We start from the raw sequence: 26,786 nt of genomic DNA on the forward strand, positions 1-26,786 counted from the left end.
CGAGCGCAAGGCCGAACACTTCCTCGCATTCGTCGGCATCGCCAGCACCCTCATCTGCTACCGCCGATGCACCAAATGAGACGACGTCTAAGTGTGTTGGGGACGGCAATGCACTACTGACCTGGAATAGGTGATGTCGTCAGGGTGAAGCGGGGATGAGTCCGGCGGCGGTGAGGCAGCCGTCCAGGACCTTGCTGCGGCACTGGAGCTGTCGCAAGCCCCGCCGGACGGCGGCGATGAGGTCCTCAGGGTCGGTGAACGCGCGGTTGGCCAGGGTGGTGCGCGTGGGACGGACCAGAGTCACGCGAGCAACATCGGACCGCCGAGCTGGAGGTGGGCTACCTGGATGAGGTCGCGATAGTCGGTCCAGGCGAAGGACTTGCGTCCATCCGGGCGAGCATCCGGACAGGGCCGGTAGATCGAGCCGTTCTCCGGATTGAGTCAGTCGCAGTTTGAGCAGTTGGTGGCGCTGGTGCGGCGCCGGACCGGAACCGGACCCTGGACCACCTCGCACCCTTATTGGCGACCTCACCGGCCCGGCGGCCCCGCAAGGACACCGTGTACATCGTGGACGGCACACTGGTGCCCACCCCGGACCGCAGCATCTCCGCGTCGAGCAAGAACTACCGCTACTCGACCACTCTGCAGGTCGTGATCGACGCCAACCCCGCCTTCACAACTAGCTCTCACGGGGTAACTCCCACCCCATACGGGACAACCTTTTAGGGTGCGATCGAGGTAAGGAACTGGCTCCGGCTGCCGTGCCACGAGACTCGCAGGGCTTCGCGTGCCCGGGTGCAAGCAACGAAGAGGAGGCTCAGTTCACTCAGCAGATCTTCGCCGTGCTGCTGAAGATCGACTTCTTTGGCCGTGACCGCGCTGCGCATGGGGACGACGCCATCGCTCACACCGGCGACGGCCATGCAACGGAACTCCAGTCCCTTCATCCGGTGCATTGTTCCGATGCGGACTCCGTCCCGTGCTCCTGATGAGGTGCCCAGAACCGTCGTCGGCAGCCCGGCCGCCTCCAGCGCCTGTGCGATGTCTTTACCCAGTTGGATGAAGCGCACGGCGATCCCGATTTCGCGCGGGGCGACATCGGATTTGATCCATTCGCTGACCTGGGTCACGACACCCGCGATCTCCTCGGGTTTGTCTGCGGCCCCGCTTGTCTGTGGTCGTGCGCCGTGGAAGGTGGATCGATAACCGGTGAGGACGTCGTCCCCGCCCTCCATGTCGTCCACCCGCTCGTCCGTGAGCAGGCCAGTGGACCAGGCGAGGATCTCCTGGGTGGTCCGGTAGTTGATGCGCAGGCGAGTCGAGCGGCCCGCCACCGAGATGCCGAGGCTGCGCAGCGACACCCTGTTGCCGTAGATCCGCTGACGGGTGTCGCCCGCGATGAACAAGTCGTCAGGCCCTGGTGCGACCAGCGCTCTCAACAGCCGCCACTGCGCCGGGTGCAAATCCTGTGCCTCGTCGATCACCACATGGCGGTACGGAGGCGCGTCGCTTCGCTGGTCGAGGAGACGCGCGGCCTCCGCGCACACCTGGAGGAAGGTCCACTCGTCGGCCTGGCGGAGTTCCTTGGTGAAGGCTTCGACCGCCCGCCACACCTGGGCGCGCTTCAACGGGCCGAGGGCTGTTCCGCGCCCGCTGCGGGATGCCTTGAGATACGCCTCGGGGGAGCGCAGATCCTGGGCGAGGATGACGTGTCGCCACTCTTGGTCGAGGAAGACATCCGTGAAGTCGATGCCGAGCTTCCGGGCGATACGCGCCCAGCGCGCGGTGATTTCCTTCTGCCCGGTGATCATGGCCAGCGGGGTGCTGCGGTTCTCTCGGACGAACTGGTTGGCGAGCGCGTCCACGTTGATGACTTGAATCTTTGCCCGCAACTTCGCATCTGGGATGAGGAGTTCGAGGCTGCGTCCGAGGTCGCCGGCGAGGTCTCGGGTGTACGTGGTGAGCAGGATCGACCCGTCGGGAGCGTCGGCCGGCAGATGCCGGGCCAGGTGGAGAGCGCGGTGCAGGGCCACCACGGTCTTGCCCGTCCCCGGGCCGCCGGCCACCCGCGCCGGGCCGCTGTACGACGGCCGGTAGGCGATCTTCCGCTGGCTCGGGTGAAGGAAGGTCCGCCAGGTGTCGAAGGGCCGCGCAAGCATCTCCATCAGCTCGTCGGATCCTGAGACCAGGGCGATTCTCCCCTGGGAATGTGCCATGGCGACAGAGAGCTCGTCACGCTCGGCGGGCGACGCGGACCGGTCATCGTCCGATACGACGGTGACCTGCTGGGAGACGCTGGAGGAAGCCTGTGCCAGCTGTACGACGACAACCTCGCGCCAAACATCTTCCGGCTCCATGCCGGCAGCGAGACCAGCCAGGACGTCGTACTGCTGCTCCGGGAGAATCTTGTGCAGTGCGTCGAGGTGTGACTCGTCGCTGAGATGACGTACCAGAGGCAGCAGTTCGGTATCGATGCCGAGCCGGGTCAGGTCCTTGTCGGAGACGTGCGCGAAGAGCCGCTCGGCGTCAGCGGAGGCGATGGCCCGAACGCCAGCGGTCGCTCGCTCAAGAGCGACGTCATTGCGCAGCTCGATGCCCTGTGTGGCCGAGTTGACGGTTGCCCGGTGCTTGATGGCCCACGCGATGGCATCGTCGTGAGGCATGACCTTGAGAAGCAGGAAGCTGTCTCCTGATCCGGGGGCCAGCACAACTCCCCGCATGAACTGATTGATACGGATGGTGCGGATACGCGGGTCCCGGGCCTTCTCGAGCTTTTCGAGATGAAGCCCGGCATGCCGGTGTTCCCGGAACTTGTCGAACACCTCATGGACGCGTTTCTGGACGGGTTTCTCCAACTTGGCGAACTCCATCAGGAAGTCCTTGTGGATTCCCAGCGTCGCCATCAGGGCTCCCGTCGTGCAGTCCGTCGATATGTCTGATCACCGTACCCGGATGGGAGAGAATGTTGCGCCGGCCCGGACAACTTGGCGGAGAGGACGCACGTGCAGGCTCGGGAGATCACGTTCAGCAAGTTGGTCCAGGGTGAGATGCAGTTCCAAGTGCCTCTCTATCAACGCACCTACAGCTGGCAGCGGGAAGAACTGCAGCAGCTGTGGGACGACGTCCAGGAACTGGTCGAGGACCAGCTGGAGGGCCGACCTCCCGCCGCCCACTTCCTGGGCTCTGTGGTACTGGCCCCGGAACGGGTCGCCGCGGGAGGGATGCAGCGCTGGCTTGTTGTCGACGGCCAACAGCGGCTCACCACGCTCATGCTCGTCTTCACCGCGCTGCGGGACCGCCACCGGGAGCGCGGCGCAGCGAAGAAGGCCGACCGCATCCACGATCTCCTCCTGGTCAATGGTTACCAGGACGGTGACGACCACTATCGGCTGTTGCCGACCCAGGCCGACCGCGAGGCCTTCACCGCGTGCGTCGAGTCCCTGCCCAAGGCGGGTGGTTCGGGAAATGTCGGCGCGGCCTATCGGTTCTTCCTCGGAGCACTGACCGAGGGGGAGGCGGCCGGCGGCGAGGCGTGGGCCGACGCGGTGGAGGCCGTCCTGAGTAACCTCCTGTCCATCGTCGCGATCACCGCGGCCGAGGGTGACAACGTCTACCGGATCTTCGAGTCCATCAACAACACCGGTGTCGGCCTGAGCCAGAGCGACTTGTTGCGCAACTACCTCTTCATGTACTTGCCGACGCGAGGTGAGTCGGTCTACCGCAACCTCTGGCTGCCGATGCAGGAACTGCTCGGCCCGGACCGTCTCGAACTGCTGGTCTGGCTCGATCTCGTCGTCGCCGGCAACAGCCGGGCCAAGCAGAGCGAGATCTACCGCGATCAGAAGAAGCGCCTCGAGCCGCTGAGCGGAGACGAAGGGGCACTCCAGGCCGAGATCGCCGCACTCGCCGAGCGGGCCGACCGTCTCATGCGCATCCTGGAGCCCGCGCGGGAGACGGATCCTGAGCTGCGAGAAGTGCTGGATCGGCTCTCCCGTTGGGGCGGCCAGACCCACTACCCGTTGGCACTGCACCTGCTCGACCTGGTGGACAGCGGCCGTTCCACCGCCGCCGAAGTGACCGAGGCGCTGTCGTACGCCGAGAGTTACATGGTGCGGCGGCTGTTCGCCGGCCTGTCCACCACGGGCAGCAACCGCGTGTTCATGGAGCTCCCCAAGGAGCTGGACAAGGACGGCTCGCCCGCACAAGCCGTACGCCGGTTCCTGTCGAGGAACAGGACCGGGGCGCGGTCCTGGCCCAGCGATGACGCGGTCCGTGAGGCGATCCGAACCCGGCCCTTCTACAAGGCGGGCCGGAGCAACCAGCGCTTCCAAGTGCTGCGGAGGCTGGAGGAGAGTTACAGCGCGAGCGAGCCGGTCGACTACGCCAAGGCGAGACTCACTGTGGAGCATGTGCTCCCGCAGCGCCCCGCGCAGCAGTGGTTCGACCTGCTGGCCGAGGAGACCGAGGACGACGAGAGCCCGGACGAGCTGCATGCGTTGATCGTCCACACGCTGGGCAATCTCACGCTCTCCGGCGACAACGCACGGCTTTCGAATCACCCCTTCCGCCGCAAGCAGGAGATCCTCGATTCCAGCGCCCTGAGGATGAACCAGTACATCGCGGCCAAGGAGCGCTGGGGACGGGCTGAAATTCACTCCCGAGCCGATGAACTGGCCGAACGCGCCGTGCAGTTGTGGCCGGGCCCCATTGAGGGCGTGGTCCATGCGGACGACGAGTGGGCGGGCTGGAAGGAGCTGCGCGAGGCGCTCCTCGCGATGCCCGCAGGGACCTGGACCACGTACGGCGACCTCGCGGCGCTCGTCGGCACGCATGCCGTCGCGGTGGGCAATCATGTGGGATCCAAGCCGGGACTGCACGGCGCCTACCGGGTCCTGACGGCCGACGGCCGGATCTCGGCGGGTTTCCGCTGGACCGACGACCAGCATTCCGGCGACCCGAAAGACCTCCTGGAAGCTGAGGGAGTTCCCTTCGACGGAGCGGGCCGGGCCCGCCGCTCGCATCGGCTGACCACTGGGGATCTCGGGACCCTCCTGGGTAAGGAAGTCGCGGAGGATGCCGCACCGGCCCGTGCAGCGGACGACGAGCAGCAGGCCGTTGCGGCCAGGTTCGAAGTGCTCCTGCGCGAGAACCAAACGCCGGAAGCGGCGGACGGTGTGCTGAGCGCGCTGCGCTTCTGGGAGCGACAGGGCGGCTACCGCGCCTATGGCAAGGCGAGCGAGACGAGTTGCTCCCCGAACCTGGAGGCCGGAACCTCTCTCGATTCGCACACCCTGTGGCCGATCGCCATCTACCCGGTGACGGGCACGGTCGAAGTCGTCTTCCAGCATCTGAAGCGGCGGCGGCCGTTCGACGACGAGCCGCTGCGTCGCGAGCTGATGTCCCGGTTGAATGGCATCGACGGCATCGAACTGGCGGAGGCGAAGCTGGACTTGCGCCCTTCGTTTCCCCTGGAGGTGTTCGCCGGCCACAGCGAGGAACTGTGCGCGGTCCTGGAGTGGTTCGTTCACGTCGTCGCGCTGGCGGAAGCCCGCCGACCGATGTAGGACGCGGTCGGCACGCGCTGAGCGGCGTGGCCGCCTGAGGTCGGGCGCCGGACGGAAGCGCCGGCGCCTCAGGCCGTGAGCGGCCGCAGCACACCCCGCCGCTGGAGTTCCCTGATGTGCTCGGCCGCTCGCTGCGGAGCGGAGCCGCCCGTGACCAGCACTCCGGCTTCCAGGTTCCTGCGAACGCCCGGCTCCGTGAGGTTCGCACTGCCAAGGAACAGCACACGCCGGTCCGCGACCGCCAACTTGGCGTGCTGCCGCCCACGTTGGTGCTTGCGGGCCCCGGGCGCCTCGCGAGCCTCGGGTGCCCAGTGCCATAGCCGCACGCCTGCAATGTCCCTGAAGGCGTCCGCGGGCTCGGGCCCGCTGAGGAGTCCGCCGGCTCCGGCCTTGGTCTCGACCACGACATGGACGTCGACGCCCCGCGCGACCGCCGCTCGCAGGGCCGAGGACAGCGGTTCATACGGGCGTGCGGCGTACGTCATGGCCAGCAGCTCCCGCTCCGCCCGGCCGACGACTTCGGCGAGCACTCTGGCGGTGGCGCGCACGGGTACCTGAGGCGTGCCGGGCCCGCTCCAGACCGTACTGACCTCGATCTCGTCCCGCTGCCGGTGCTGTCCGGCGATGAACCCCCGCAAGTACGCGGCAGCTTCGGTGTGCGCGATGCCGTGCCGACGTAACGCCTCGTACAGCGCGCGGATCGCCTCGCTCGCACCCGGGTCCTGCACGGCAAGGAGCGCATGCTCCACGCTCCGCCCCCGGGCGAGCACCCCCACCAAGTCCTTCGTACGCGAAGCCCCGAGGGCCGCGACGACGGCCTCCGCCGCGGCCTCGAACTCCGCACGGCTCACGGCTGCAGACCAACCGGCGTCAGGACCTGGTCCGTCTCGTCGCCCAGCGGCACGAGGAAGCGGCGGTCGAGGAAGCGGTTGCCGCGCTCGCACGTCGTCTCGGAGACGAAGAGGCAGACATGGCAAGCAGCGCCGTGCAGATAGTCCGCCGGATCGCGCGGCAGCCGCTCGGCACACAGCGGGTCGGAGGAGCAGCGTGCCGCGTCCCGCAGCGCCCTGCGCACGATGCGTTCGAAGTGCGGGTCCTCGGCGAGCGAGACGAGGCCGCCGAGCGTGCCCTCCGAATCGGGTACGGCCGTGTAGATCAGGATGCCGGTGGTGGGGTTCTCCTCGTCGCCCGCGTAGATGCGCTCGCCGAGGCTCGCCGAACTGTAGCCGCACTCAAGGGAGATGGTGCGGATCAGGAGGTGGGAGAGCGAGTGCAGGGCGATGTACCGCTCCCCGGGCCAGCCCCGCATCGGGTCGAAGGGCCCGGTGAGCCGGTCCGATTTCCGGTTGGTGCGGAAGCGTGCGAAGGCATCGCGGTGCGCCTGCATCGCGGACGACTTCTGCATGCGCTCCTCCCACCCCGCCATGAGGTCGTCCCGCACCCGCAGGAAGATCCCTTCGCCCCGGACCTCGCTGGCAGGCACCCAGTTCTGAGAGGTACGGGAGAGGCGGACCGGAGTGGCGATCTCCGGCGCCTCCGGGTCCGGCGCGTCGAGCCGGGTGAATCCGATCAGCGCGCGGGCCTCACGGAGCCGCTGCACCTGACGTACGTCGGCGAAGAGACCGGTGAGGGCGTCGGGAACCGGGACGTCTTCCAGCGTGAAGTCGTCCGTGGGGTCAGGCATGGGTGACGAGGACAGCACGGTCCATTCCGGGCTGAGGAGATCGGCCGGGGCCGCCTCCGAGGCCTCGGGGGTGTTGCCCTCAAGACGGCTCTTGTGGGTGGCGACCGCAGCGATGAGCGCTTCGGCGTCGTACTCCTTGAGGTAGGCGTACGCAGGCGTGCCCGCGAACGCGTCGAAGACCACGCGTGATGTGACGTTCTGCAGCTCGACCCAGCGTTCCTCGACGAGTTCGGCGAGGTTGGCGTTGCGGCCCGCCGGGAGTGCGAGCGCGCTCAGCGTCATGGGGAACCACTGGTTCGACGCGCCGGCGACCATCAGGGTCGCTTCACGATCGCAGCCCTCCGCCTCGTACGAGCCGAGGTGCGGATGGCGTCCGCGGCACGCGGGCAGATTGCGCCGCCCCTTGTCTCCCATCGCATCGCGGATGTTGCGCTTCTCTCCGCAAGCGACGCATTCCAGCGTCACATTGGCCGCCTGGTTGCCGCCGTGATCCTTCATGCGCAGCAGCGGCCTTGGCATCTTCGTACATTCGCTGCCGTGGTGGACGAACGGCGTGTACGGGAATTCATCGAGGTGTCCGTCGGTGCAGACGAGGGTGAAGCGGGCCGCGACGGCCAACGGCTTGCCTGGCTTGCAGTCGTGGACGAACTTGGCCTCGTGCGGGGTACGCGGGTTGTTGTTGACGAGGGCGAAAGCCGAGGCGTCGACGGGAGCGAGCAGATTGCACGCCGTGCACCGCAGCCACTGCGGAAAGGGTGTCACGGGCACGCCCACGCCCTGCGCAGCCAAGTCCTTGGGGGAGTTGTCCGCGCCCTCCATCCAGGGAGCGGACCGCAGTTCGTTGATCTGTGCGTCACCGAAGAGCTGCAGGGAGCGGTTGACGGCCGTACGCAGCCGGGGCTCGTCGATGACATAGTCGGTAAGACCTGCGTGGCTCCAGGACTCAAGTCCCTTGACCAGTACGGAGAAATTGGGCAGGTCGATCAGGGAGCCGATGCCCGCCGTGTACATCAGGTGGCTGGGTCGTGCCGCGCCCACCCGCCGGTAGTAGTTGCTCATCATCGTCCCTTTCCGGCCGTGCCGGTTGCGGCATCCCCGTACTCGTCGGAGTCGACCGGTGTGTCCATGCCGTCGGTGTCTTCGTCGCCGACGGGCGTGAAGCGCCAGCCGGGCCCGCCGTTCGTGGACTGGTCCACGAAGTTCCCTCCGCCGGGCAGCAGGAGGTTGAGTTCGTTCTCGGTCTCGCGCATCGACATGGGGACGGTGCGTTCGTCCCAGTGCGAGCCGTCGGCCCGGCGCAGCAGGGCAGTGATCAGGGTGTCCTTCTTCTTCTCCTTGCGGTAGGCGAGCACGCCACCGCCTTCACGCCGCTCGGCCCAAGAATCCTTGAGCGCAGTGATGCGCTCGGTCAGATACCGCTGGGCGCGCTCACCGCCGACCCGGTCCGCCCGCTCCAGGAGCCGCTGCTCGACGCTCGCGGCGATGGGCCCGTGCAGGTCCACATCGTGGGCGTCGGTATTGCGTGAGTATTCGTACGTGGCCTGGCGAAGCGCCGCGATGTACGTCGGAGCGGTGCCCCGGTCGAGCGCACGGCGGGTGAACGGGGTCACGGACAGGGATTCGACCTGGCGGTAGAACGTGGCGTGGTAGTGCTCGAAGTCCTCGAAGTGCGCCAGGTCGCGGGGGCGGGACCAGTTGTAGAGGGTGACGACCAGGCCGGGCCGCTTGGCATCACGGCCGACACGCGACGACGCCTGAATGTATTCGGCGGTGTTCTTGGGCTGCCCGACGACGAGCATCAGACCGAACCGGGATACGTCCACACCGACTTGGAGCATGGAGGTGGCGAGAACGACATCCACGGCCTGCTTCTCCGTGCGCGTCAGCCGCACCCGCGGCTCACGCTTGTCGCGACGCGCCGCCGCGTACTCCGCGAACAGCGCCCTGCGCCGCTCCGAGGTGTCCCTCTCGGGGTCGAAGGAAGTCTCCAGGCGCTTCAGCGTGGCGCCGATGTCCGAGGACGAGATGCGCGAGGTCAGTTCCTGGACAGTGAGCATCCCCGACTTGGTCACGATGCGATCGGAGATCGTCTCGTGCCCCTTGCGGTGGCCGTTGATGCGCACCCGCGTGGCGATGTCGTCGTCCATGTAGCGGCGCATACCGGCGAGTTCACGGGTGGCGTTGAAGTACCCGACCAGCGTCATGTACGGATCGGCCGGAAGTCCGTGGTCGTCGAAGAGCTGCTGCGCACCGAGCAACAGAATCTCCGAGACCCGGATCTCGGCCGCCTTGAGCCGCATGCCGTGGGCGCACACGCCGAGGTAGCGGCGGCCGGGCTGGGCACGGCTCAGCTCGACCTGCTGGGAGAAGAAGGTGTCACCGACGTCCAGTACCTGCGGTGGGAACACCGCGACGTTCCGGGCGAAGACCCCGCGCACCTGCTCGGCGGCGCGCTTCGTGGTCGCCGTGGAGGCGACGATCTTCGGCCCCACCTCGTGGCGGCTGCCGTCCCCGTCCGTGTAAGCCCAGCTGCACAGCTGATCCACGGCGGCTTCGAATAGCCCGACCGTGGTGCCCAGAGCGCCGGAGATCAGGTGCAGCTCATCCTGAATGATCAGGTCCGGGGGCCGCAGCCGCGTGACGGGCCGCGCGGTCACCGCCGGGAGCTTGCCCTTCTTGGTGTGCCGGCTGCGGCAGCCGGTGCGCTCGTCCAGGTCGGCATGACGATAGCCGTGCCGCGGGCACCAGTCCGTGACCCGCCCGAAGAGCAGTCCCGCGTATCCGTTCCACGGGAGCTGGGCCAGCTTGTCCACGGTGGCGATCACCATCGCGGGGGCGAGGCGGTAGATCTCCTCGTCCACGGTGATCACGGGAATGCCCTCGCTGAACCCTTCGGCGTCACGTGAGCCGAGCCGTGAGAAGGGGCAGCGGTTCTCGCCCTCGCCGCGCGGGCAGTACAGCAGGACGCGGCGCCGGTCCTCGTTGTAGTCCATGTTTGAGTGAGCGGTCAGGCCCTCACCGCACCACGGGCAGCTCAGTACCTGAATCACCCGCGCGTGCTTGTCACTTGAGCTCTCCTTGGCGCCTGCGATCTGCTCCTGCGCGTCCGAGAACCAGTTGGGCGACACCGAGTTACCCACCCAGAGACCGATACGGAACGGCGTCTCGCCCCACCGCTTGTCCTGCGCGAACTCCGCACGCCGCAACACCTCACAAGCACTCACCAGCGCAGCGGCCCGCTGGAACTGCTGGGCCGTCAGCAGCCGCAGCGTGTACCGCATGAGTACGCCGACACCCGCACTGCCGTCACGCGCCTCGGCCCCGCTGCCCCACACGCCCTGCAGGCGCCGCAGGGCGAAGGTGTACGCGGTAAGGCCGAGGTAGGCCTCGGTCTTACCGCCACCGGTCGGGAAGAACAGCAGATCCACGAGGGCTTCGCGTCCGGTGCCGCGGTGCGGGTGGCCGGGGTGGGTGAGCGAGGCGAGGTTGAGGAGCACGAAGGCAAGCTGGAAGGGATACCAACTGGCCCCCTCCTTCCCCTTCTTGTGTACGCGCTCGTACGCCTCCTCGTAGGAGACGCCCTCCTGACCGGACCGCAGCCCGGCGATCGCGGTGTTGCGCCGCTGCAGCGCCATCGCCTGGTTGGCGAACCGGAACGCTTCGAGCGCGACGGGGTCAGCGTCGAGCGCATCGATACCGAAGGTGATGCGATGGCAGACATCTTCGGCCTGGTCGATGGCGGTCTCGGCGGAGATCCGCAGGTCCTCGGGCAGCCCCTGTGCCTTGTCGCGCTGCTCCCGCAGCCAGGTGCTGTAGCCCTCGGCGAGCGGGGCGAGAGCGGTGATCAGCTCCTTGCGGCGCGCGGGTACGGCCAGGGCCGCCAACTCGTCCATGCCGAGTTCGAGTCCGGTGAGCAACGGCTGTTCCTCGGCGTTGGGCGCCGAGGTGGCGGCCACGTCGTACTTGGGCAGCCAGTCCGTGCGGAGCCGGTAAGCCCGCCGCTCGCCCTTCCGCACATCCACCCGGACCGCCACGTTGCGCCCGACGGCATGCCGCAGGCTGTCCCGGTAGAGCAGCCGGAGCCGCCGCTCCTCCACGTCCTCGGAGCCGCCCCCGGATGCCGGTTCCAGCGGATCGTCGATGGGCAGGAAGACGGCAGCCTGCTCATCGGGGAACGCGGTCACGGTGAGGCGGGTCTGGAACAGCCACTGCGCGTCCCGCCGGTCGGCTCCGTCCTCCCGCAGCCGGTTGACGAGCGCTACTTCCACGACCCGGAGGTCCTCACCCTCGGGCCCGGTGGCGCGCTCCCGCACCTGCACATCGAGGCAGATGCCCGACGCCTCATCGCCTTCCAGTACGCGGCTCTGATCGCCGGTCCGGGTCACATCGATGTCGCACGGATGCTTTACGGGCTCGCGCCCCCAGACCTGCATCGTGCGCCCGTCATCGGTGAGCCCGTGGCTGAGCGAGTACCGCCCCCAGGACGCGACGACGCTGAGCACGCCGATCGACGCGGGAACCACGAACGAAAGACCCATCGAGGACGCCCAGATCCGCCCGGCGGCCTGCGGAGTGAGCCGCTCGGCGGGCCCGCCCTCTTCCTGGCCGTCGTCGCTTCCCGGCTCGACGTCGGCGACCTGCGCGGCGGTGCGGGCGATCTGACTCGTCTTCTCACCGCTGTCGGGGCGCGGTCCGAGCAGACCCACGAGGTAGCGGTCGCGCGGCCCGGCCGACTGGTGCGGCAGTGCCTCCGTCTCCCCGTCCCAGGGGCCGAGCAGGTCCCGGCGGATGTACTTCACCAGGCCGTCCCGTACGTCGTACGAGTCGCCGGGCAGGAAGGTCTGCGGCACCTCGTCGAGCGGGTGCGGCACGCCGGGAGCGGCTGCGGGCTGGGACGGCATTGGTGAAGCCCTTCCTTGCGAGCGGGAGTCTTGCGGGTGCGGTGGGAGCCACCAGGAGCGAGGTTACCGAGCTACCGCGCCGGGTCACGGTGTGCGACGCTGCTCGATCGAGAGTATGTCATGCGTTGACTATGTTCACAAGAGAGTTGTGGGCTGGCGGGCCACCTCGACCCAGGTGGTTTTGGTGTAAGCATCATGCGGCTCGCAGCCCCAGCGGTCGGCGAAGTGGTCGACAAGGAGCAGGCCGCGTCCGTCTGTTGAGGTGAGGTGGTCTTCCGGTGCGGGAGGTGCGGTCGGCGAGGGTGGTGGCAGGGGCTTGTCGGGGCGAGTGTCGCGCACTTCGACGCGGGCGAGGGTGGGGGTGAGGTGGAGCCGGACCTCGAAATCTCTTCCTGGAGTACGCCCGTGCGTGATGGCGTTCGCGGCGAGTTCCGCGGTGATGGCGACGAGCGCGACGGCGGTCGGGTCCCCGGGGGAGATGCCCTGCTCTTCGAGGTGCCGCTCGACGAGGAGGCGGGCGAGGCGGACTCCTCGCCGGGTGGAGCTCAGTCGGACGCGGAACTCTGGGGGTGGGGAGGGTAGTTGGGCGGGGGTGGCGGTTTCTGACTTCATACGGTAACCATCCCGTCACGCGGGTACGCTGACCAGGTCGGATGGGCGTACCTGGGTGTCTTGTACGGGGCGGGTGCGGGTTTGTACGGGGCGCCGCCCGTGACGGAAGTGGCCGGGGCGCGTTCAACTGGGACTGTACGTCGGCACATTGGGGTGCGGCACATGGGCTCGACCGAGGATGCGCAGGCAGGCTGCCGGCCGAAGAGGCAGGCGGGCGAGGACGATTACCCGGCCATTTGGGTCGCGTACGGCAAGCTGTTCCGCAAGAAGCGGTCGAAGACCCAGCAGGAACTCGCGGATGCGACGGGCTACTCGTACGAGCAGGTCGCCTCCATCGAGCAGGGCAGACGCCCGGCGAAGGTGGCCTTCACCGAGGCGGCGGAGCGGGTGCTTGAGGCGGGCGGGGTGCTCGCGGAGTTGCAGGATGACGTGGAGCGGGCCAAGTTGCCCAAGTTCTTCCAGGACTTCGCGTTGATCGAGACGGAGGCGGTCAGTCGGTTCGCGTATGACCCGTTGTTGGTGCCGGGGTTGTTGCAGACGGGGGAGTTTGCGCGGGCGCTGCTATTGGCCCACTGCCCACTGCCCACTGCCCACTGCCCGGTGCTCGACGAGGAGACGGTCGAGCACCGTGTGGAGGGTCGTCTGAACAGGCAGAAGCTGCTCCTTCAGACGCCGCCGGTGGAGTTCTCGTTCATCGTTGGTGAATCGGCACTCGTCAATACCGTCCGCGACGCCGAGTTGATGAGTAGTCAGCTTCAACATCTGCTCAGGGTCGGTTCCTCGGCGAATGTCGAACTCCAGGTGATGCCGATCGAGAGCGGTGTTCACACGGGACTCAATGGCGCCTTCGTCCTCCTGGAGACGCTTGAGCACCGGCACTTCGGTTACCTTGAGGCACAGCAAGTGGGCATGGTGATCAGCGACCCTGCAAAGGTCAGCGCCTTTGGCCTGAGGTATGGCGAGCTGCGGTCGCAGGCCCTGAACGTGGAAGAGTCTGCGCGCCTCATCGAGCGTCTCGCAGGAGCAGCATGAACACGGAGCAAGCCACGGACGACAACGGACAGTTGCAGTGGCGTAAGAGCAGCTACAGCGGCACGGGTGGTGGTGACTGCGTGGAGGTAGCCACCGCCCAGAGTGGGATCCACGTCCGGGACTCGAAGAACAAGCGGGGCCCCGAGCTGGCGGTCACCTCCGAGCCGTGGGGAGCCTTCCTCGCCTACGCCGTGGCGCGTCGGCTCCCCTGACGGCTCAGGCTGGAGGGACGAGGCGCGGCGGCAGAGGACGCGGCGGGTTGCCGTAGGCCGCGTGGGCGCGTTCCTGCTCACGGCGCCAGATGGCGGCGAGGGCCTGGTCGGTTTGCGGCACCGCGAGGCCGACCTGGTTGAGGAGCTTCCGGAAGAACGGGACTGGGTCGCCATCCGGGGTCGTGACCAGCGCGGACAGCATCGGCGTATCGGCGGTGAGCTTACGGTCGATCAACGTCAGTCGCAGTTCCAGGACAGTGGGTGTGGTCCCGGCGTTCTCCAGATCTGTCATGGAGACGGTCCGCCCCTGGGCCGCGACGTGGATCAGTTCGCGGGTGAGCTGCTCGACCGGACGATGGGTCGACGTCTCCGGGGCGGACGAGAACTGGGCCGGGACCGAGGCCTTGGGCTTCGCTCTCGCCGCCTTCTGCTGTGCCTCGTGCCGCGCCAGAAATTCCGCTTGGAGAACAGAGAGGGGCTTCCTCGTGCCGGGGTCGGGATGAGTGCTGTTCCTCGTGCGAACGGCGGTCAGCGCGCGCTCCAAGGTGCGGATGTGATGCTCGCGGCTCTGCCCGGCGGCCCTGACCCTTTTGGCTCCGTAACCGGCAGGCTTGTCACCGAGCCATACCTCTGCGCCCAACACCGCTCGGTTGACTTGCCTGCGGATCGCCTTGTCCGGGATGAGCCCGAAGTCGCGTAGTTCGGCGATCAGGTTGCTGATGCGCTCATCCTGGCGCTTTACGGTCACGACGGGAGCCCGGCGCGCCAACGCGGAATTCGGCGGTGCCATCCGGCCGTTCAGTGCCTGTGCCAGCTGTTTGGGTTGGACGGGTTGGGTGGGCGAGAGTGTCGGCCGAGGGGGCATGGCGCGTGACGGCTGCGCGTACGCGGCGTAGGCGCGCTCCCTCTCGACGACGGCCCATTGCCGCAAGCGGGTCGGGCTGTTGGGGTGCGGCACTCTGAGTCGGTCGAGGATCTCGCCGAGGTAGGGCAGGGGACCGGCGCCGTGCAGGATGAGAGCCGAGCGCACTGGCAGGTACTCGGACGGCGGGGTGTCCACCTCCACGAGGAGATCGCGGCGGGCGGTGTCGGAGAGTGCTGCGAGATCCGGTCCGAGCCGGCGGGCGAGTACGTTCCATGTCGTGGTGGAGTGGTGCCGGGCGAAGTCCGCGAGGGCGTCGCGGACTTCGGTCACCAGGTCGGTGTGAGTGTGGGGCTGGGACTTGGCCGTGGCCTTGTTCACCGGACGGTTGGGCTGTGGTGCGGTGGCGGTGGACGGGGAGTGTTTCTCGGCCCTGCGTGTGGGGGCAGGTGTCGGCGGCGTTGGGTCGGTCTGTGATCCCGGGGGAGGAGTCCACAGCCCGGTGCGTTGCGCCTCGTGGGCATTGAGCCGTACGTAGCGATTGGCTTCAACTGCCCAGCCCTGGCTGTCCTCCAGGACCAGTATGCGGGCGGAGTCGGGCACGCGGTACACGTGGTCGGATGGTGGCGCGTCGGTGTCGCCGGGGAGCGAGAGCAGGGCGCGGACGATGGGGCCGTCGACCGGTTTGACGTCGGCGATGAGGAGACGGCGACTGTTGATGGTGAAGGGGGAGGCCGAGGGAGCTTTGGCCTCAGGCACGGGTTTGAAGACCAGGCCGCCCGCCAGGGGGAACGCAGGGAGCTTGGGGCGGGGGCGGGATAGGCGGATCGTCTCGACGTGCGGGGTGGTCAGGCCGGTCGGCGTCAGGGCGCAGTCGCCGAGCGGCGTCCACGAGATGCTCCGGTCGCGTGCCTCCGTGCCGATGTGGACGTACCGCTCGCCGCCGACGGTCTCAAGACGGACGCGCAAGGAGTAGCCGTCGCGGTCGCGGAGTTCGCGGGTAGCGGGCCCGTCGGTGCCGAAGACCCAGTCGATGCCGCCGCTGGCCTTGGGGCGCAGTGTGTCGGCTTCGCGGCGCCAGGCGGGGTAGTCGCAGCGGCCGAGCTGGAAGCGGATCAGTCGGCTGGTGTGCGGCAGGTATACGTCGACGGCGTCACCGGGGCCGGTGCCGAGGTCCTGCGTCTGCACCTTGCCGCGCACCTGCTGCTTGTCGAGGAGACGCTGCACGCCGCGCTTGATGAAGAGGTGGTCGGCGCTGGACTCGTCGTTGGCGGTGCGGTGGCAGACGAGGGTGCTGGCGTGGTGGGCGAAGTGGCAGACCTTCTTGGTGTAGCGGCGGTCACTTAACTCGCCGCCACATCCGCCGAGTTGGTTGCCGCACCAGTAGCTGTAATTCGGGTGGGCCCTGCGCCAGAGGTCCAGCTCGTGGGCGTCCATCGGGAGGATGACCGGGTGGTCGGAGTTCTTGTCGCCGATGACGGCGGTCTGTACGCGGCGGTGGTCGAGGATGTGCGTCGTCGACATGCGTCTGCCTTGTTGTTGGGCGGGTGTGATGGCCTGTGGGTGTGCGTGTTCCTGGGCCGGCGGGCGGGTGCCGCCGCTCCAGGAACATGGCAGGGGTGGGCTGCCGTCAGAAGATGGTGCCCTCAGGGCGGAAGAGCGCGTCGTCCTCGAAGTCGACGGTGCCGCCGGGCTTCTTCTGCTCTGCCTTCTTGCGGTGGGCCTCGGCAGAGGCCGGGGGCATGTCCGGGTGCTTCTTCGGCTTCTTGTGTAGCCCGAGGAACACCTCGTCGGCGTACGCCTGGTGGTTCAGCTGGCGGAGCCGATCGATGATCTCGGTACGGGCGAGCAGGCCGATGGTGTAGCGGTCGCCCTGGTCGGTCTCGTGGAAGCCGTGGTCGAGGGGAAAGGTCTCGTGGGTGGGGTCGGCGGGGGCCGTCTCGCCGGTTTCGTCCAGGAGGTCGTGCCATCCGTAGGCCTCAACGGTGGCCTTGTCGATCTCCTGGTGGATCTGGCGGAGTTCGATGATGTCGTCGTCGTTACAGGACTCATCGTGGACGAGGTTATACGTCGTGGTTAGACCAGCGTCACGGCGCAGCATCAGCTCACGTCGGTGCTCATCAAGGCGAGCCCCTACCTCGCTCAACCTTGGGGTCAAGTCAGGCCTCACCAGCTTCTCGAAGATCTCGGTGGGTGTGTAACTGGCGTCCGTCTTGAGCGTGCCACCGCTCAGCAAAGCCCACCAGTAGTGCACGGAGGACGATAGGAAGGCGTACAGGCCAGGGTCGTCGGAAGCGAACACCACGACCTTCTGGTCAAAGACCACGCCGTTCGGAACAAGTGCGGGAGCAAGGGTCTTGCTCGTCTGTGCCATTGCGATGACCCTCGGGAGGGAAGCGATCTTCTCGTAGAGTGTCTCCCTCCGGCGTTCGTACACCCAAAAGCGCTGGGCAACCTTCTCCCCCACCACGAATGTCCCGTCGCGCTTGCGTCGCTGCCTCCCAGGCATCACCTCCTGCTCGACGCGGGTGAACGGCTCCGTAAACCTCCGGGCATGCTCCTCAACCATACCGCCGAAGTTCACGATCCATCGATCACCGATCTGATCGTGGCTTGCATTGAATTCTTTGCCGTTGACGTAACGAAACAGGACGCGACGATTCTCTGGATTCTGCGAAATCCACGCGACCGCCGTGGGCTCGTCGATCACGAATCCCTCGCCCAGTGGTTTCGACCCGACGAACGACAGGCTGTGGTTGCGAACCAAGGACTCTCCCCAGAGGGGGATCCTGGATTCGGGATGGAGTGACGCAGTGATCCCAACCTGAACTCGCTTGCCATCCAATACGAACGCGGAGCTAGCCTCCACGGGAGCTATGCTCGTCCAGATTGCGCAATACCAGACATCTGCTGAAGCTGGCCACTGGGCACTACGGATCCCTCTCCGGATCCGCACGCCGGACGACACGATCTGGTCAAGGGACACGGCGCGAGACTTTCCCTGTGCGAGGGAATTCGTGGCGACCACACCCGTCTGCCCCTTGGAATTCAGGAGTTGATGGATCCTCAGCTCAAAGTATGCGACGAGGTCTGCACTCCCTCGCACACCGCCCGCGACGTGCTCCACCAGGTTCTCGCGATAGCTGGACCCCACGCTGGAGGGGAGATCCCGGCCCGTGACAAACGGCGGATTCCCCACGACCGCATCAAACCCACCCCGCTCAGCAAACACCTCCGCAAACTCCAACGGCCAATGCAAGGGCGCCCGCTCCAAGCTCCCCTCCGGCAGCTCACTAGCCAGCCACGCGCGCGCCTGCCCCCGAGCCTCGCGCACCACATCCGAGTCCTCGGTCACAGACTTCGGAACAATCCACCGAGCCACCCGAGCCGCCACCGGGAACAGGTCCCGAAGCCGCTCGCCGCCCTCCTCCTCGTACCAAGGCACCCGCCCCGAAGCGCAGGTAGCCAACGCCGCTCCCGCGACCAGATCCCCCACCAGCCGCAACTTCGCCGTCTTCGCGCGAACCTTCCCCAAAAGCTCTCGCTTCTCGGCCAGTTCCTCCGGCCCATCCCCCCTTATTTCCGTGATGTCATGCCGAAGCTGAACCACCTCACGCAGCAGCCCCTCCACGTCAACCGCCGCCCCGAGCAGATCCCCTCGCTCCACATCCAGGTGCACAGCCTTCAACTGCTCCAGCGACGTAACGCCAAGAAGCGAATCCCCCGCCACCAGCCGGTCATCCAAAAATGTGAACGGCCGCTTCGGGTCCATCGACACCAACCACAGCGACAGCTTTGCCATCTCCACAGCCATGGGATTGATGTCCACCCCGTACAGGCAATGCTCAATCACCTGCCGTCGCGCCTCGACCACCACCCGATCGGACTCCGCATCCGCAGCCGTCACTGCGTCCACGGCTCGCCCCGCCTGGTAGGCGACAGCGTCCGCCCGATCCTCCCGAACCCACGCCTCGATCAGCCGGTCCGCCAGATAACGGCACGCCGCCACTAGGAACGCCGCCGACCCCATCGCGATGTCTGCGACCTTCAACTCCAGGATCTGCTCTGCGGACTTGGGCACCCACTCCGCCGTGTTCGCCGTCTGTAGCGGCCCAGGCTCATACACCAGAGGCTCGAGCGCATGCAGCACAACCTCCTCCGCCAGACGCCGCGGCGTGTAGTGCGTCCCTGTGTTCTTCCGCAGCGAGGACTCCGTCACGAACAGCGCCCCGTTCGCGATCACCACCGGCAGGTCCCGCAGATCCCTGCGCATGATCCCGAAGAACGGCAACAGCCGCTCCGTCAGCTCCGCGTCCCGGCACGCCGCCAGCAACAGCCGCCGCCCCTCCCCGACAGCCTCCCCCTTCGCCGGAGCCAGCTGCTTCTCCAGCTTCGCCACGCTCGCCGGTGGCTTGGGCTCCTTCCACGTGTCGTGGATCTTCTTCGCCAGCGTCTTGACGCTGCCGTTCGCGGATGCGGCCAGGGACTCCAACTCCCGCAAGGGAACCTCGTGTTCCATGCCCGCCGGGCCGATCAGCCCCACCATTGTTTTTGTGGCACGCTCTCCGTCAAACGAGAGCAGACCCTCGTACACATACCCGATCTCTTCAACACCCAGCGCCCGGAAGCTCAGCGTCCGAGTCTCCCGATGCTTGCCCGTGCCGACCCGGACCTCCTGGACGGCCTGGAGCATGTGCAACACAGTCCGGTCGTCGATCGGCAGGAGCGGCGAACCCTTCTCCAGCCAGGGGTACGTGTCCGGATCGAAGATCGAACCGTCGTACGCGGGAAGCTTCAGCTCAGGGTGGTCAACACCCCCATGCACCGCATGGAACAGAGCAATAAGCCGATGCCACGCCGCCGTCGTGTGCTCCAGGGCCGACTCGCCCTCCGCGTCCGCCCGCGCCTTCAACTCCGCACGCAAGAACCGCGCCGAGTACGACTTTGCGTACACCTCGTTGTCCGCAGGCAGCAGACCCCGCTCCTCGGCGAACAGCAGGAACACCACCCGCATCATCACCGCGACCGCGCCCCGGTACACCGCCCCGGCCTCAACTCCGCTCGCCCGCAAGCCCGGGGCGCCGTTCTGCATCGACCGGACATCCGCCCGTCCGATCGCATCGACAAGCAGCTCGACCGCCTGGCGGACCTGCACGCCCAGCGCATCCGTGACCTCGTCGCCGGCGTCCAGGCTCTTCTTCAGCAGCCCGACCAGAGTCTCGCCTTCGTCGTACTCGAAGAACCGGCGACGCCGCAGCAGCGACACGAACGCGCGCACCACATTGCGCTCAGCCGCCTCGTTCCAACCGATCGCGTCGAAGACCGAAGTCGTCGTAACCCCACCCACCGGCGCCCACACCAGGCACCACCACCGCCCGTCCGTCAGCAGGCCGAGCGGAATGCCGTGGTGCCGGAGCAGCCGCGCCAAGCGGTCGGCCGGGCTCGCCGCCCAGTCGCCGCCCCAACTCGCCCGCGCCGTAGGAGCCGTACCGCTCGGCACCGTCATCCCCAGCACACGAACACGCTTGGCCGCCGACTCCGCATCGGGCTCAGAAGCGAGGTCTGCACCCGGCTCCGCAAGCGCGAAGTCCGCGTGCAGGCGGGCCCCGTGCTCGGGGACGTCGAGCGTGAAGCGGGACAGGACCAGGTCCGGGGTCTCGTCGTCGGGCTCGCCCTGGCGCAAGGTCAGCGCGTCGCCCCACTCCAGGAGCGAGCGCAGCACATACGCCACCCACTCGTCGCGCCCTGCCGTAGTGTCCGTCTGCCAGTCGGCGTGGTGGGCGCGAAGGCGGGCGCGCTCCTCTTTGTCCAGGGCGTCCAGCTGGGGCCAGGCCTGGAGCAGTACCGGCATGGTGAGGAACGGGCCGGAGACCTCCGTGAGGTCGAGCCACTCCTGGTGCTGGGCGCGGCCGTCGAGCGCCTTGGCCTGGGCGGCGGCGAGTCCTCGGGAGACGGGGCGGCGGCTCATCGGCGGGCTTCCTTTGCGGGGATGACGAAGACGACAGCTACGGGGAACAGGTGGGAGCGGGGGTCGTCGTAGCGGGCGGAGATTGTGGCGAGTTCACGGTCGCGCTCGGCCGAGAGGGCTTCGAGGCGGGCCTTCCAGCGCTCGCGGTCCTCGTGGTACTGGCGCTGTTCGGCGGTGGTCACTTCGCGGGTGCCGAAGAGGGCGATCTGCTCGTTCGCGTCCTCGCCCTCCTCCTTGAGCTTCTTGCGCAGCATGGCGTCGAAGCGGTCGAGGGTGGCGTTGATACGACGCTCTTCCTCGGCCTTGCGTTCGTCGAGTCGGCGGTCCAGGCTCCTGCGCAGCTCCACGGCGCGGGCCGCCAGGGAGTCGTACAGCGGCTGGTTGAGCTTGGGCCAGGCGTCGGTCAGCTCCTGGCGCAGGGAGGGCGCGGCCTCGGTTCCTGAGGTGAGCGCGTGAGAGAGGACATCGCGTTGCTCGTTCACGGAGTTCCAGCGACGGAAGCGTCCCGTGTCTCCGAACCAGCCGCCCGCGTACAGGATTTCCTCGTGCAGGCGGGTGCCGTCCGACGCCACGAGAACGTAGCGCGCATAGGCCGACACGAGCGTCGTCTCAAGCCGTTCGTCGTCGCTGACCACAGCCGTGACGCGGCGCAGGCCCACCGTGTCGGCGTTCCACACGGCGGCGGTGAGCAGCCGGGTGGAGAGGGCGACCAGCGGATGTTTCAGGTGGGCGAGCACGACGTCGTCGCGGCCGAGGGAGGCTACCTGCGGATCGAAGGTCACGGGGCGCTGCTCGGTCGGGCGCAGCTTGTGGGCCAGGCCCTGCGTGGCGCGCTCCCAGGTGCCGGACAGAGGCGGGACCTCGTACAGGCCGCCTTCGAAGTCTTCGTGGTGGTACGCGGCCAGAGGCTGTTGGTGGTCGAGGGCGAGTGCGGTGTCCACGACGCGTTTGATGTTGGCCGGGGTCAGGCCGAGGGTGTCGACCGTCTCCTGGTACTGGTCGGCGAGGCGCTTGGCCTGGGCCGTGACGTTCTGCTCGGCGGCGATGGTGCCGCCGGTGCGGCGCCCCGCGATCTGCTTCGGCTTGGCTTCCTCGATGTTCACGGGTGTCTGGTCGCCCGTAATCCGGCGCTGCACGGCGTCAGCGATGACGGCGTTGACCGAGCCCAGGTCCTCTTCCATCCTGGCGACCTTGCGGGCGACGCGGGAGAGGAACTCGAGGTCGGCCTCGTAGGAACCGGCCATGGCCTTCTCCCAGCCGGAGCCGATGAAGTGGCCGATCTCCGGGTCCGTCCGCTGACCCCAGCGGTCGATACGGCCGATGCGCTGCTCAAGCTTGTTGGGGTTGAAGGGGATGTCGTAGTTGAACAGCCGGTGGCAGTGGTTCTGGAGGTCGATGCCCTCGCTGGCGGCGTCGGTGGCGAGGAGGATGCGGACCTTGCCCTCGTCTGTGGCGGGGTGGGCCTGGAAGCCGAGGCGGATCTCTTCCCGTTCCTCTCGGTTCAGACCGCCGTGCAGGACGGCGACCCGGCCGCCGTCGGTGAGTTCATGCTGCTGGAGCAGGTTGAGCAGCCACTTCTGGGTGTCTCGGTACTCCGTGAAGACCACGACTCGCTCATTGGTCCAGTGCCGGTCGGGGCGGCAGATGGCCTTGAGCTCGCTGATCAGTACGTCTGCCTTGGAGTCGGCGGCGGCCTCATGGGTGAGGGCCCAACGCTCCATCTGCTGCAGGAGTTTGAGCTCGTCGCCGTCTTCCTGCGGGGTGAGGCTGGTGGAGCGGGTGAGGGCGTCGTCCTCGGCGTCCGCGAGGCCGAGGTCGTCGAGTTCGGCCGCCAGGTCGGCGAAGTCGTCGAGCCAGTCGGGGACTTCGGCGGCTGCCGAGCGCGGGCGGCCCTTGGCGTCGTCCAGGTGGGAGAGGTAGATCTGCACCGTGTGCAGAAAGGCCGCGGGGGAGGAGAACAAGCGCTTCTTGAGGAGCAGAGTGACCAGGTCGGCGGCGCGGCGGCCGCCGCGTGCCTTCGGGGTCATGCGCTTCTTGCGCAGGTCGGCGAAGCTGCTGAGCAGGCCGTGCACCTCGCGCTCCAAGTTGGTGTACTCGACGGGGAGTTCGCGCGTGCGGCGGGCACGGAAGCGAGGGGTGCCGTCCGGGTTCGTGACGTTCGCCTTCAGGCGGCGTACGACCGTCTCCTTGCGGGTCTGCTCGTCGGGGTCCATTCCGCGGGCGAACTTCTGGTTGTCGATGAGTTCGAGCAGTGCGGTGTACGACTCGGGGTAGCCGTTGTGCGGGGTGGCGGAGAGGAAGAGGCGGTGCTCGAAGTGGGGCACCAGGCGTCGGATCAGCTTGGTCTGCTGGGAGTCGACGGCGTACACCTGCTTGGGGGCGGCGGGCGCGACGTGGTGGGCCTCGTCGAGCACGAGCAGGTCGAAGAAGCGGCGCTGCCGGGAGCCGTCCTCGCTGGTCTCCTCCTTGGCCCCGATCACCTCGTCCAGGAGACGCTGGGCCTTCGCGCCGCGCAGCCAGGGCAGCGACACGATGGTCAGCGGGTGGACGCGGAACGGGTTTGCGGCCGTGCCGTGGGTGCGGCGGAGCCTGGCGCAGTGCTCGGAGTCGACGATCTTGAAGCCGAGGCCGAACTTGTCGTGCAGCTCGTCGCGCCACTTGAGGGTCAGCCCCGCGGGGCAGACGACCATGACGCGGTGGGCCCGGCCGCGCAGCAGCAGTTCCTGGACGACGAGACCGGCTTCGATGGTCTTGCCGAGGCCGACGTCATCGGCGAGGAGGAGATTGACGCGGGGGGCGCCGACGGCACGGGAGACGGGCTCGAGCTGGTACGGCTCGACGGCGACGCCTGAGCGGAAGGGGGCCTGCAAGGTTTTCACATCGGCGGAGGCCACGGCCGACCAGCGGACGGAGTCGAGGAAGGCGGCGAGGCGGGACGGCGGGTCGAACTGACCGGTCGAGGCGTCGGGCAGCGAGCCGCGGTCCAGGACGCGGCGCCCCGGTTCGACCTCCCAGATGACGGAGAGGGTGTCGCCGAACCGGCCGTCGGCGACGGACTGCAGATGGACCAGTGTCGCCGCGTGTTCACCGCTGGACGGCGCCGACTCGACACGAGCGACGACCCAGCTCTGCCCGCGCACCTCGACGAGATCCTCCTCCTTGGGGAGCTGCTCCGGGGTGTCGGTCGCACGATCCCGCTGCGCCGCCTGCGCCATGCTGCCGCCTTCTCTCCATGACTCGTATGTGGCTCACATACGGCATTGACCCTACGCAATTCCGGACACGAAGTGGGAGCCTGCCGCAGGGGGGAGATTAACAGAGAGGTGGTGCTGTGAACATAGTTCACGCAAGGTTTTGGGTCTGCCGACAGTCTGCCCGAGCCGCGGGCTATGTGCCCTTGAGGAAACGGTCGAGACGTACGAGAAGCTGCTCGACGCGGTCATGCCGAGCATCGTCAGCCGGCAGGTTGCCCCGCTGGTCGCCGCGGAGGAGCGCGAGCTGATCGCGGGCGGCCCGGGTGCGCCCACCACGTGCTGTGAGTGAGGCGATCTCGTACCTCGTGTCGAAGACGGAGCTGTCCATCGGTCCAAAGGCCTGCTCCTGAACCGGCAACAGCGCTTCGAGGTCATGCAGCGCCTCGGGAGTGCGGCCGAGCGCGGCCAGGCAACGGGCGGCGCCGACGCGGCAGGCAAGGAGGTCGCGGTCCGTGCCTGGTCGCTGTTCGGCCAGCGCATTCGCGAACGCCGAGTACTCGTCGTACGCGCGGGTGAAGTCCTCGGACTTGAACAGCAGCTCGCAGCGGGTGAGCCGGAGCTGCACGGGTCCGGCGTCGGGCTCGGCGACGCTCGGCGTAGCCGATTGAGGCGATGCCTGTGGCACTGTCCACGTCCGGGCCACTTCCTGCACCTCCTTCGCCGAGGGGCGCTCCGCGGGCTCCTTGGCGAGTAGTCGCATGACGAGATCGGCGAATTCCCCAGGCAGATCGGCGCGATGTTCGGTCACCGGCGGCGGCTTTTCGTGGAGGTGCCGGTAGACCAGGTAGAAGGGCGAGGCGCCTTGTTCGATCTCGTACGGCGGTCTGCCTGTCACGATCTCGTACAGGACGCAGCCCAGGGCGTACAGGTCACTCCGTTCGGTCGCCGGCTTGCCCAGACCCTGTTCCGGTGAGATGAAACCCGGGGTGCCGAGGATGTCGTTCGTGCCGGTGAGCCGTGGCTCGTCGGGGGCGGGCTCCAAGGCGGCAGCAATGCCGAAATCGAGCACCTTCACGGTGCCGTTTTCCGTGAGCATCAGATTGGACGGCTTCAGGTCACGGTGGACCACTCTGATGCGGTGCGCGTGCGCCAGCACATCGGCTGTTTGTACCGCGACCGTGGCGGCCACGCTCACGGGGAAGGGGCCACGTTCCTTGAGGAGCGTGGAAAGAGTGTGGCCCTCGACGAGATCCATCACGATGTACAACGTGTCGCTCTCGTGCCTGCCCGTCTCATGGACCTGGGGCACGCTCGGGTGCCCGATCCGACCCGTGAGCTGGGCCTCCCGCTCGAAGCGCAGCGCCAGGCGCTGAGGGTTCGAGCTCTCGCGGTCAAGGCGCAGGAGCTTCACCGCGACGTGTCGGCCGAGCCGCAAGTCTCTCGCGGCCCAGACCTCGCCCATCCCGCCCCGGCCGAGCAGGCCCTGCAGCTCATAGCGCTCGTGGATCACTTGCTTCACGCCCGTCCCCGGCCCCCGAATCCCGTCTCCGCGTGTTGCCTCGTGCATATGTTGTCACCCTCGGTCGTGCCAAAGGGGTCACACCGTGAATAAGGGGTCACACGGTGAATCGATCACGCCAGGTAGGGCCCCTGCGGCAGCACGAACGGACGCCGTGGGTCTTCCGGGCCGAACTCGCGCAGTGCGGCGCGACCCGGTCGAGAGGCGGGCAGCCAGGTGCCGAGGGCGGTGTAGACCTCGACGGCCGAGGCCGGCCGATCCGCAGGCTTCTTCGCCAGCAGAGCGGACACCAGGCTCTGCAGCTCATCGGGTACCTCTGCCCCGCAGTCGGCCAGGGCCGGCGGGTCCACGTTCAGGTGCCGGTTCAGTACGTCCAGGGGCTGGCCCGGTGGGAAGGGGGGAGTGCCGGCGAGCAGGTGGTGCAGCAGGCAGCCGACGCTGTAGAGATCGCTGCGGGCGTCCAGGGCCGGGGTCCCGGACAGCAGTTCCGGGGATGCGTAGAGGAGATTGCCCGGTTGTTGCCCGGTCTCCGTCAGCCGGGGGCCTTCGTCCGACATCAGCTTCACCAGACCGAAGTCCAAGATCTTCACCACGCCATCGCGGCGGATCATGACGTTCTCGGGCTTGAGGTCCCGATGGACGAGGCCGGCGGCATGAGCCGCGGCGAGCCCCGAGCACAGTTGCGCGCCCACAGCGGCGGCCGAGGTCGTGTCGAGCCGCTCCTGTTCGTCCAGGACCATGCCGAGTGTGGCCCCGTCGACGAGCTGCATGACGAGCCAGTGGAGATCGCCGGTGATGTCCGCGTCGTAGACGTTCGCGACGTTCGCGCTGTCGAGCGCCGCCGCGGCTTTGGCCTCGCGCTCGAAACGCCGCCGGAACCGCTCCCGCTCCTGGCCGTCGGCGAGTGCCTCCGCGGCGACCGTCTTGACGGCGACCGGACGCCCCAGGTGCAGGTCGCGACCCTGCCAGACGTGTCCCATGCTGCCCCGGCCGAGGGCGCGGTCCAGCTGGTACCGGTCCCTGAGCACGGTTCCTTCTCCGATGGCGCGCATGCCTCCCCTTTCGGGCGTCTGGTCAGCAGGTGCGTGCGGGACTGATCGTAGGGGTAGAAGCGGTGCGAATTCACCGCGTAGGAACTGTGAACAGAGTCAACGATCGTAGTAGCCTGGCGGGGAGAATGGGGAGCGGTTGGCTTGTTTGCGCCCCTCGTACGCCGAGGTTCGGCAGTTGATCCTTAG

At 67.7% G+C, this 26,786-nt stretch carries 14 protein-coding genes and 1 pseudogene; 4 read left to right on the plus strand and 11 right to left on the minus strand.

All coding sequences use genetic code 11. The features are described 5' to 3' along the window. Positions 1 to 139: 139 nt before the first annotated feature. Positions 140 to 304, minus strand: a complete 165-nt coding sequence (locus ACFYWS_RS38875) for a hypothetical protein (RefSeq protein WP_389284395.1) — start codon at positions 302 to 304, stop codon at positions 140 to 142. Between the two features lie 185 nt (positions 305 to 489). Here ACFYWS_RS38875 and ACFYWS_RS38880 point away from each other — a divergent pair. Then, positions 490 to 666: pseudogene (locus tag ACFYWS_RS38880) on the plus strand (IS5/IS1182 family transposase); the annotation flags it as partial. Positions 667 to 722: 56 nt separating this feature from the next. Here ACFYWS_RS38880 and ACFYWS_RS38885 read toward each other — a convergent pair. Then, on the minus strand, positions 723 to 2,903 hold the full coding sequence (locus tag ACFYWS_RS38885; protein WP_389284397.1) for a UvrD-helicase domain-containing protein: 2,181 nt from the start codon (positions 2,901 to 2,903) through the stop codon (positions 723 to 725). Positions 2,904 to 3,002: 99 nt separating this feature from the next. Here ACFYWS_RS38885 and ACFYWS_RS38890 point away from each other — a divergent pair, with 99 nt between their 5' ends. Next, on the plus strand, positions 3,003 to 5,564 hold the full coding sequence (locus tag ACFYWS_RS38890) for a DUF262 domain-containing protein (protein WP_389284399.1): 2,562 nt from the start codon (positions 3,003 to 3,005) through the stop codon (positions 5,562 to 5,564). 68 nt (positions 5,565 to 5,632) lie between these two features. Here the strand turns inward: ACFYWS_RS38890 and drmC are convergent, their stop codons facing one another. The 4 genes from drmC to ACFYWS_RS38910 all read right to left on the minus strand — a co-directional run bounded on the left by drmC (position 5,633) and on the right by ACFYWS_RS38910 (position 12,761). Next, entirely contained in the window at positions 5,633 to 6,415 is a 783-nt protein-coding gene (gene drmC / locus ACFYWS_RS38895; protein WP_389284401.1) for a DISARM system phospholipase D-like protein DrmC, read from the minus strand. Then, positions 6,412 to 8,310 carry a DrmB family protein gene (drmB, locus tag ACFYWS_RS38900; protein WP_389284402.1) on the minus strand — a complete coding sequence of 633 codons (1,899 nt, stop codon included), beginning with the start codon at positions 8,308 to 8,310 and terminating at the stop codon, positions 6,412 to 6,414. The genes drmC and drmB overlap by 4 nt, the downstream gene beginning before the upstream one ends. Continuing rightward, positions 8,307 to 12,149, minus strand: a complete 3,843-nt coding sequence (drmA, locus tag ACFYWS_RS38905) for a DISARM system helicase DrmA (RefSeq protein ID WP_389284403.1) — start codon at positions 12,147 to 12,149, stop codon at positions 8,307 to 8,309. The genes drmB and drmA overlap by 4 nt, the downstream gene beginning before the upstream one ends. A 135-nt stretch (positions 12,150 to 12,284) precedes the next feature. Then, positions 12,285 to 12,761: an ATP-binding protein gene (locus ACFYWS_RS38910; protein ID WP_389284404.1), complete on the minus strand. Its 477-nt coding sequence runs from the start codon at positions 12,759 to 12,761 to the stop codon at positions 12,285 to 12,287. A gap of 162 nt (positions 12,762 to 12,923) precedes the next feature. On the opposite strand from ACFYWS_RS38910, the gene ACFYWS_RS38915 reads away from it, so the two are divergent. Both ACFYWS_RS38915 and ACFYWS_RS38920 read left to right on the plus strand, forming a co-directional pair. Next, positions 12,924 to 13,793 (plus strand): helix-turn-helix transcriptional regulator, encoded by an 870-nt coding sequence (locus ACFYWS_RS38915; protein WP_389284405.1) that lies wholly within the window; start codon positions 12,924 to 12,926, stop codon positions 13,791 to 13,793. Next, entirely contained in the window at positions 13,790 to 14,005 is a 216-nt protein-coding gene (locus ACFYWS_RS38920) for a DUF397 domain-containing protein (RefSeq protein ID WP_389284407.1), read from the plus strand. Before ACFYWS_RS38915 ends, ACFYWS_RS38920 begins: the two co-directional genes overlap by 4 nt. Positions 14,006 to 14,009: 4 nt before the next feature. On the opposite strand, the gene ACFYWS_RS38925 is transcribed toward ACFYWS_RS38920, so the two are convergent. The 5 genes from ACFYWS_RS38925 to ACFYWS_RS38945 all read right to left on the minus strand — a co-directional run bounded on the left by ACFYWS_RS38925 (position 14,010) and on the right by ACFYWS_RS38945 (position 26,600). Beyond that, positions 14,010 to 16,391 (minus strand): hypothetical protein, encoded by a 2,382-nt coding sequence (locus ACFYWS_RS38925; protein ID WP_389284408.1) that lies wholly within the window; start codon positions 16,389 to 16,391, stop codon positions 14,010 to 14,012. A 106-nt stretch (positions 16,392 to 16,497) separates the two neighbouring features. Continuing rightward, positions 16,498 to 20,835 (minus strand): Eco57I restriction-modification methylase domain-containing protein, encoded by a 4,338-nt coding sequence (locus tag ACFYWS_RS38930; protein WP_389284410.1) that lies wholly within the window; start codon positions 20,833 to 20,835, stop codon positions 16,498 to 16,500. Then, entirely contained in the window at positions 20,832 to 24,050 is a 3,219-nt protein-coding gene (drmD, locus tag ACFYWS_RS38935; RefSeq protein WP_389284411.1) for a DISARM system SNF2-like helicase DrmD, read from the minus strand. The genes ACFYWS_RS38930 and drmD overlap by 4 nt, the downstream gene beginning before the upstream one ends. A gap of 172 nt (positions 24,051 to 24,222) precedes the next feature. Continuing rightward, the gene (locus ACFYWS_RS38940; RefSeq protein ID WP_389284412.1) at positions 24,223 to 25,548 is read right to left on the minus strand and encodes a protein kinase; all 1,326 of its coding nucleotides are present in this window, start codon (positions 25,546 to 25,548) and stop codon (positions 24,223 to 24,225) included. Positions 25,549 to 25,661: 113 nt separating this feature from the next. Next, a complete protein-coding gene (locus ACFYWS_RS38945; protein ID WP_389284414.1) occupies positions 25,662 to 26,600 on the minus strand; it encodes a serine/threonine-protein kinase in 939 nt (312 codons plus the stop codon). Positions 26,601 to 26,786: the final 186 nt, after the last annotated feature.

This window comes from Streptomyces sp. NPDC002795 (assembly GCF_042888725.1).
In the GTDB taxonomy this organism is placed as follows: Bacteria; Actinomycetota; Actinomycetes; order Streptomycetales; family Streptomycetaceae; genus Streptomyces.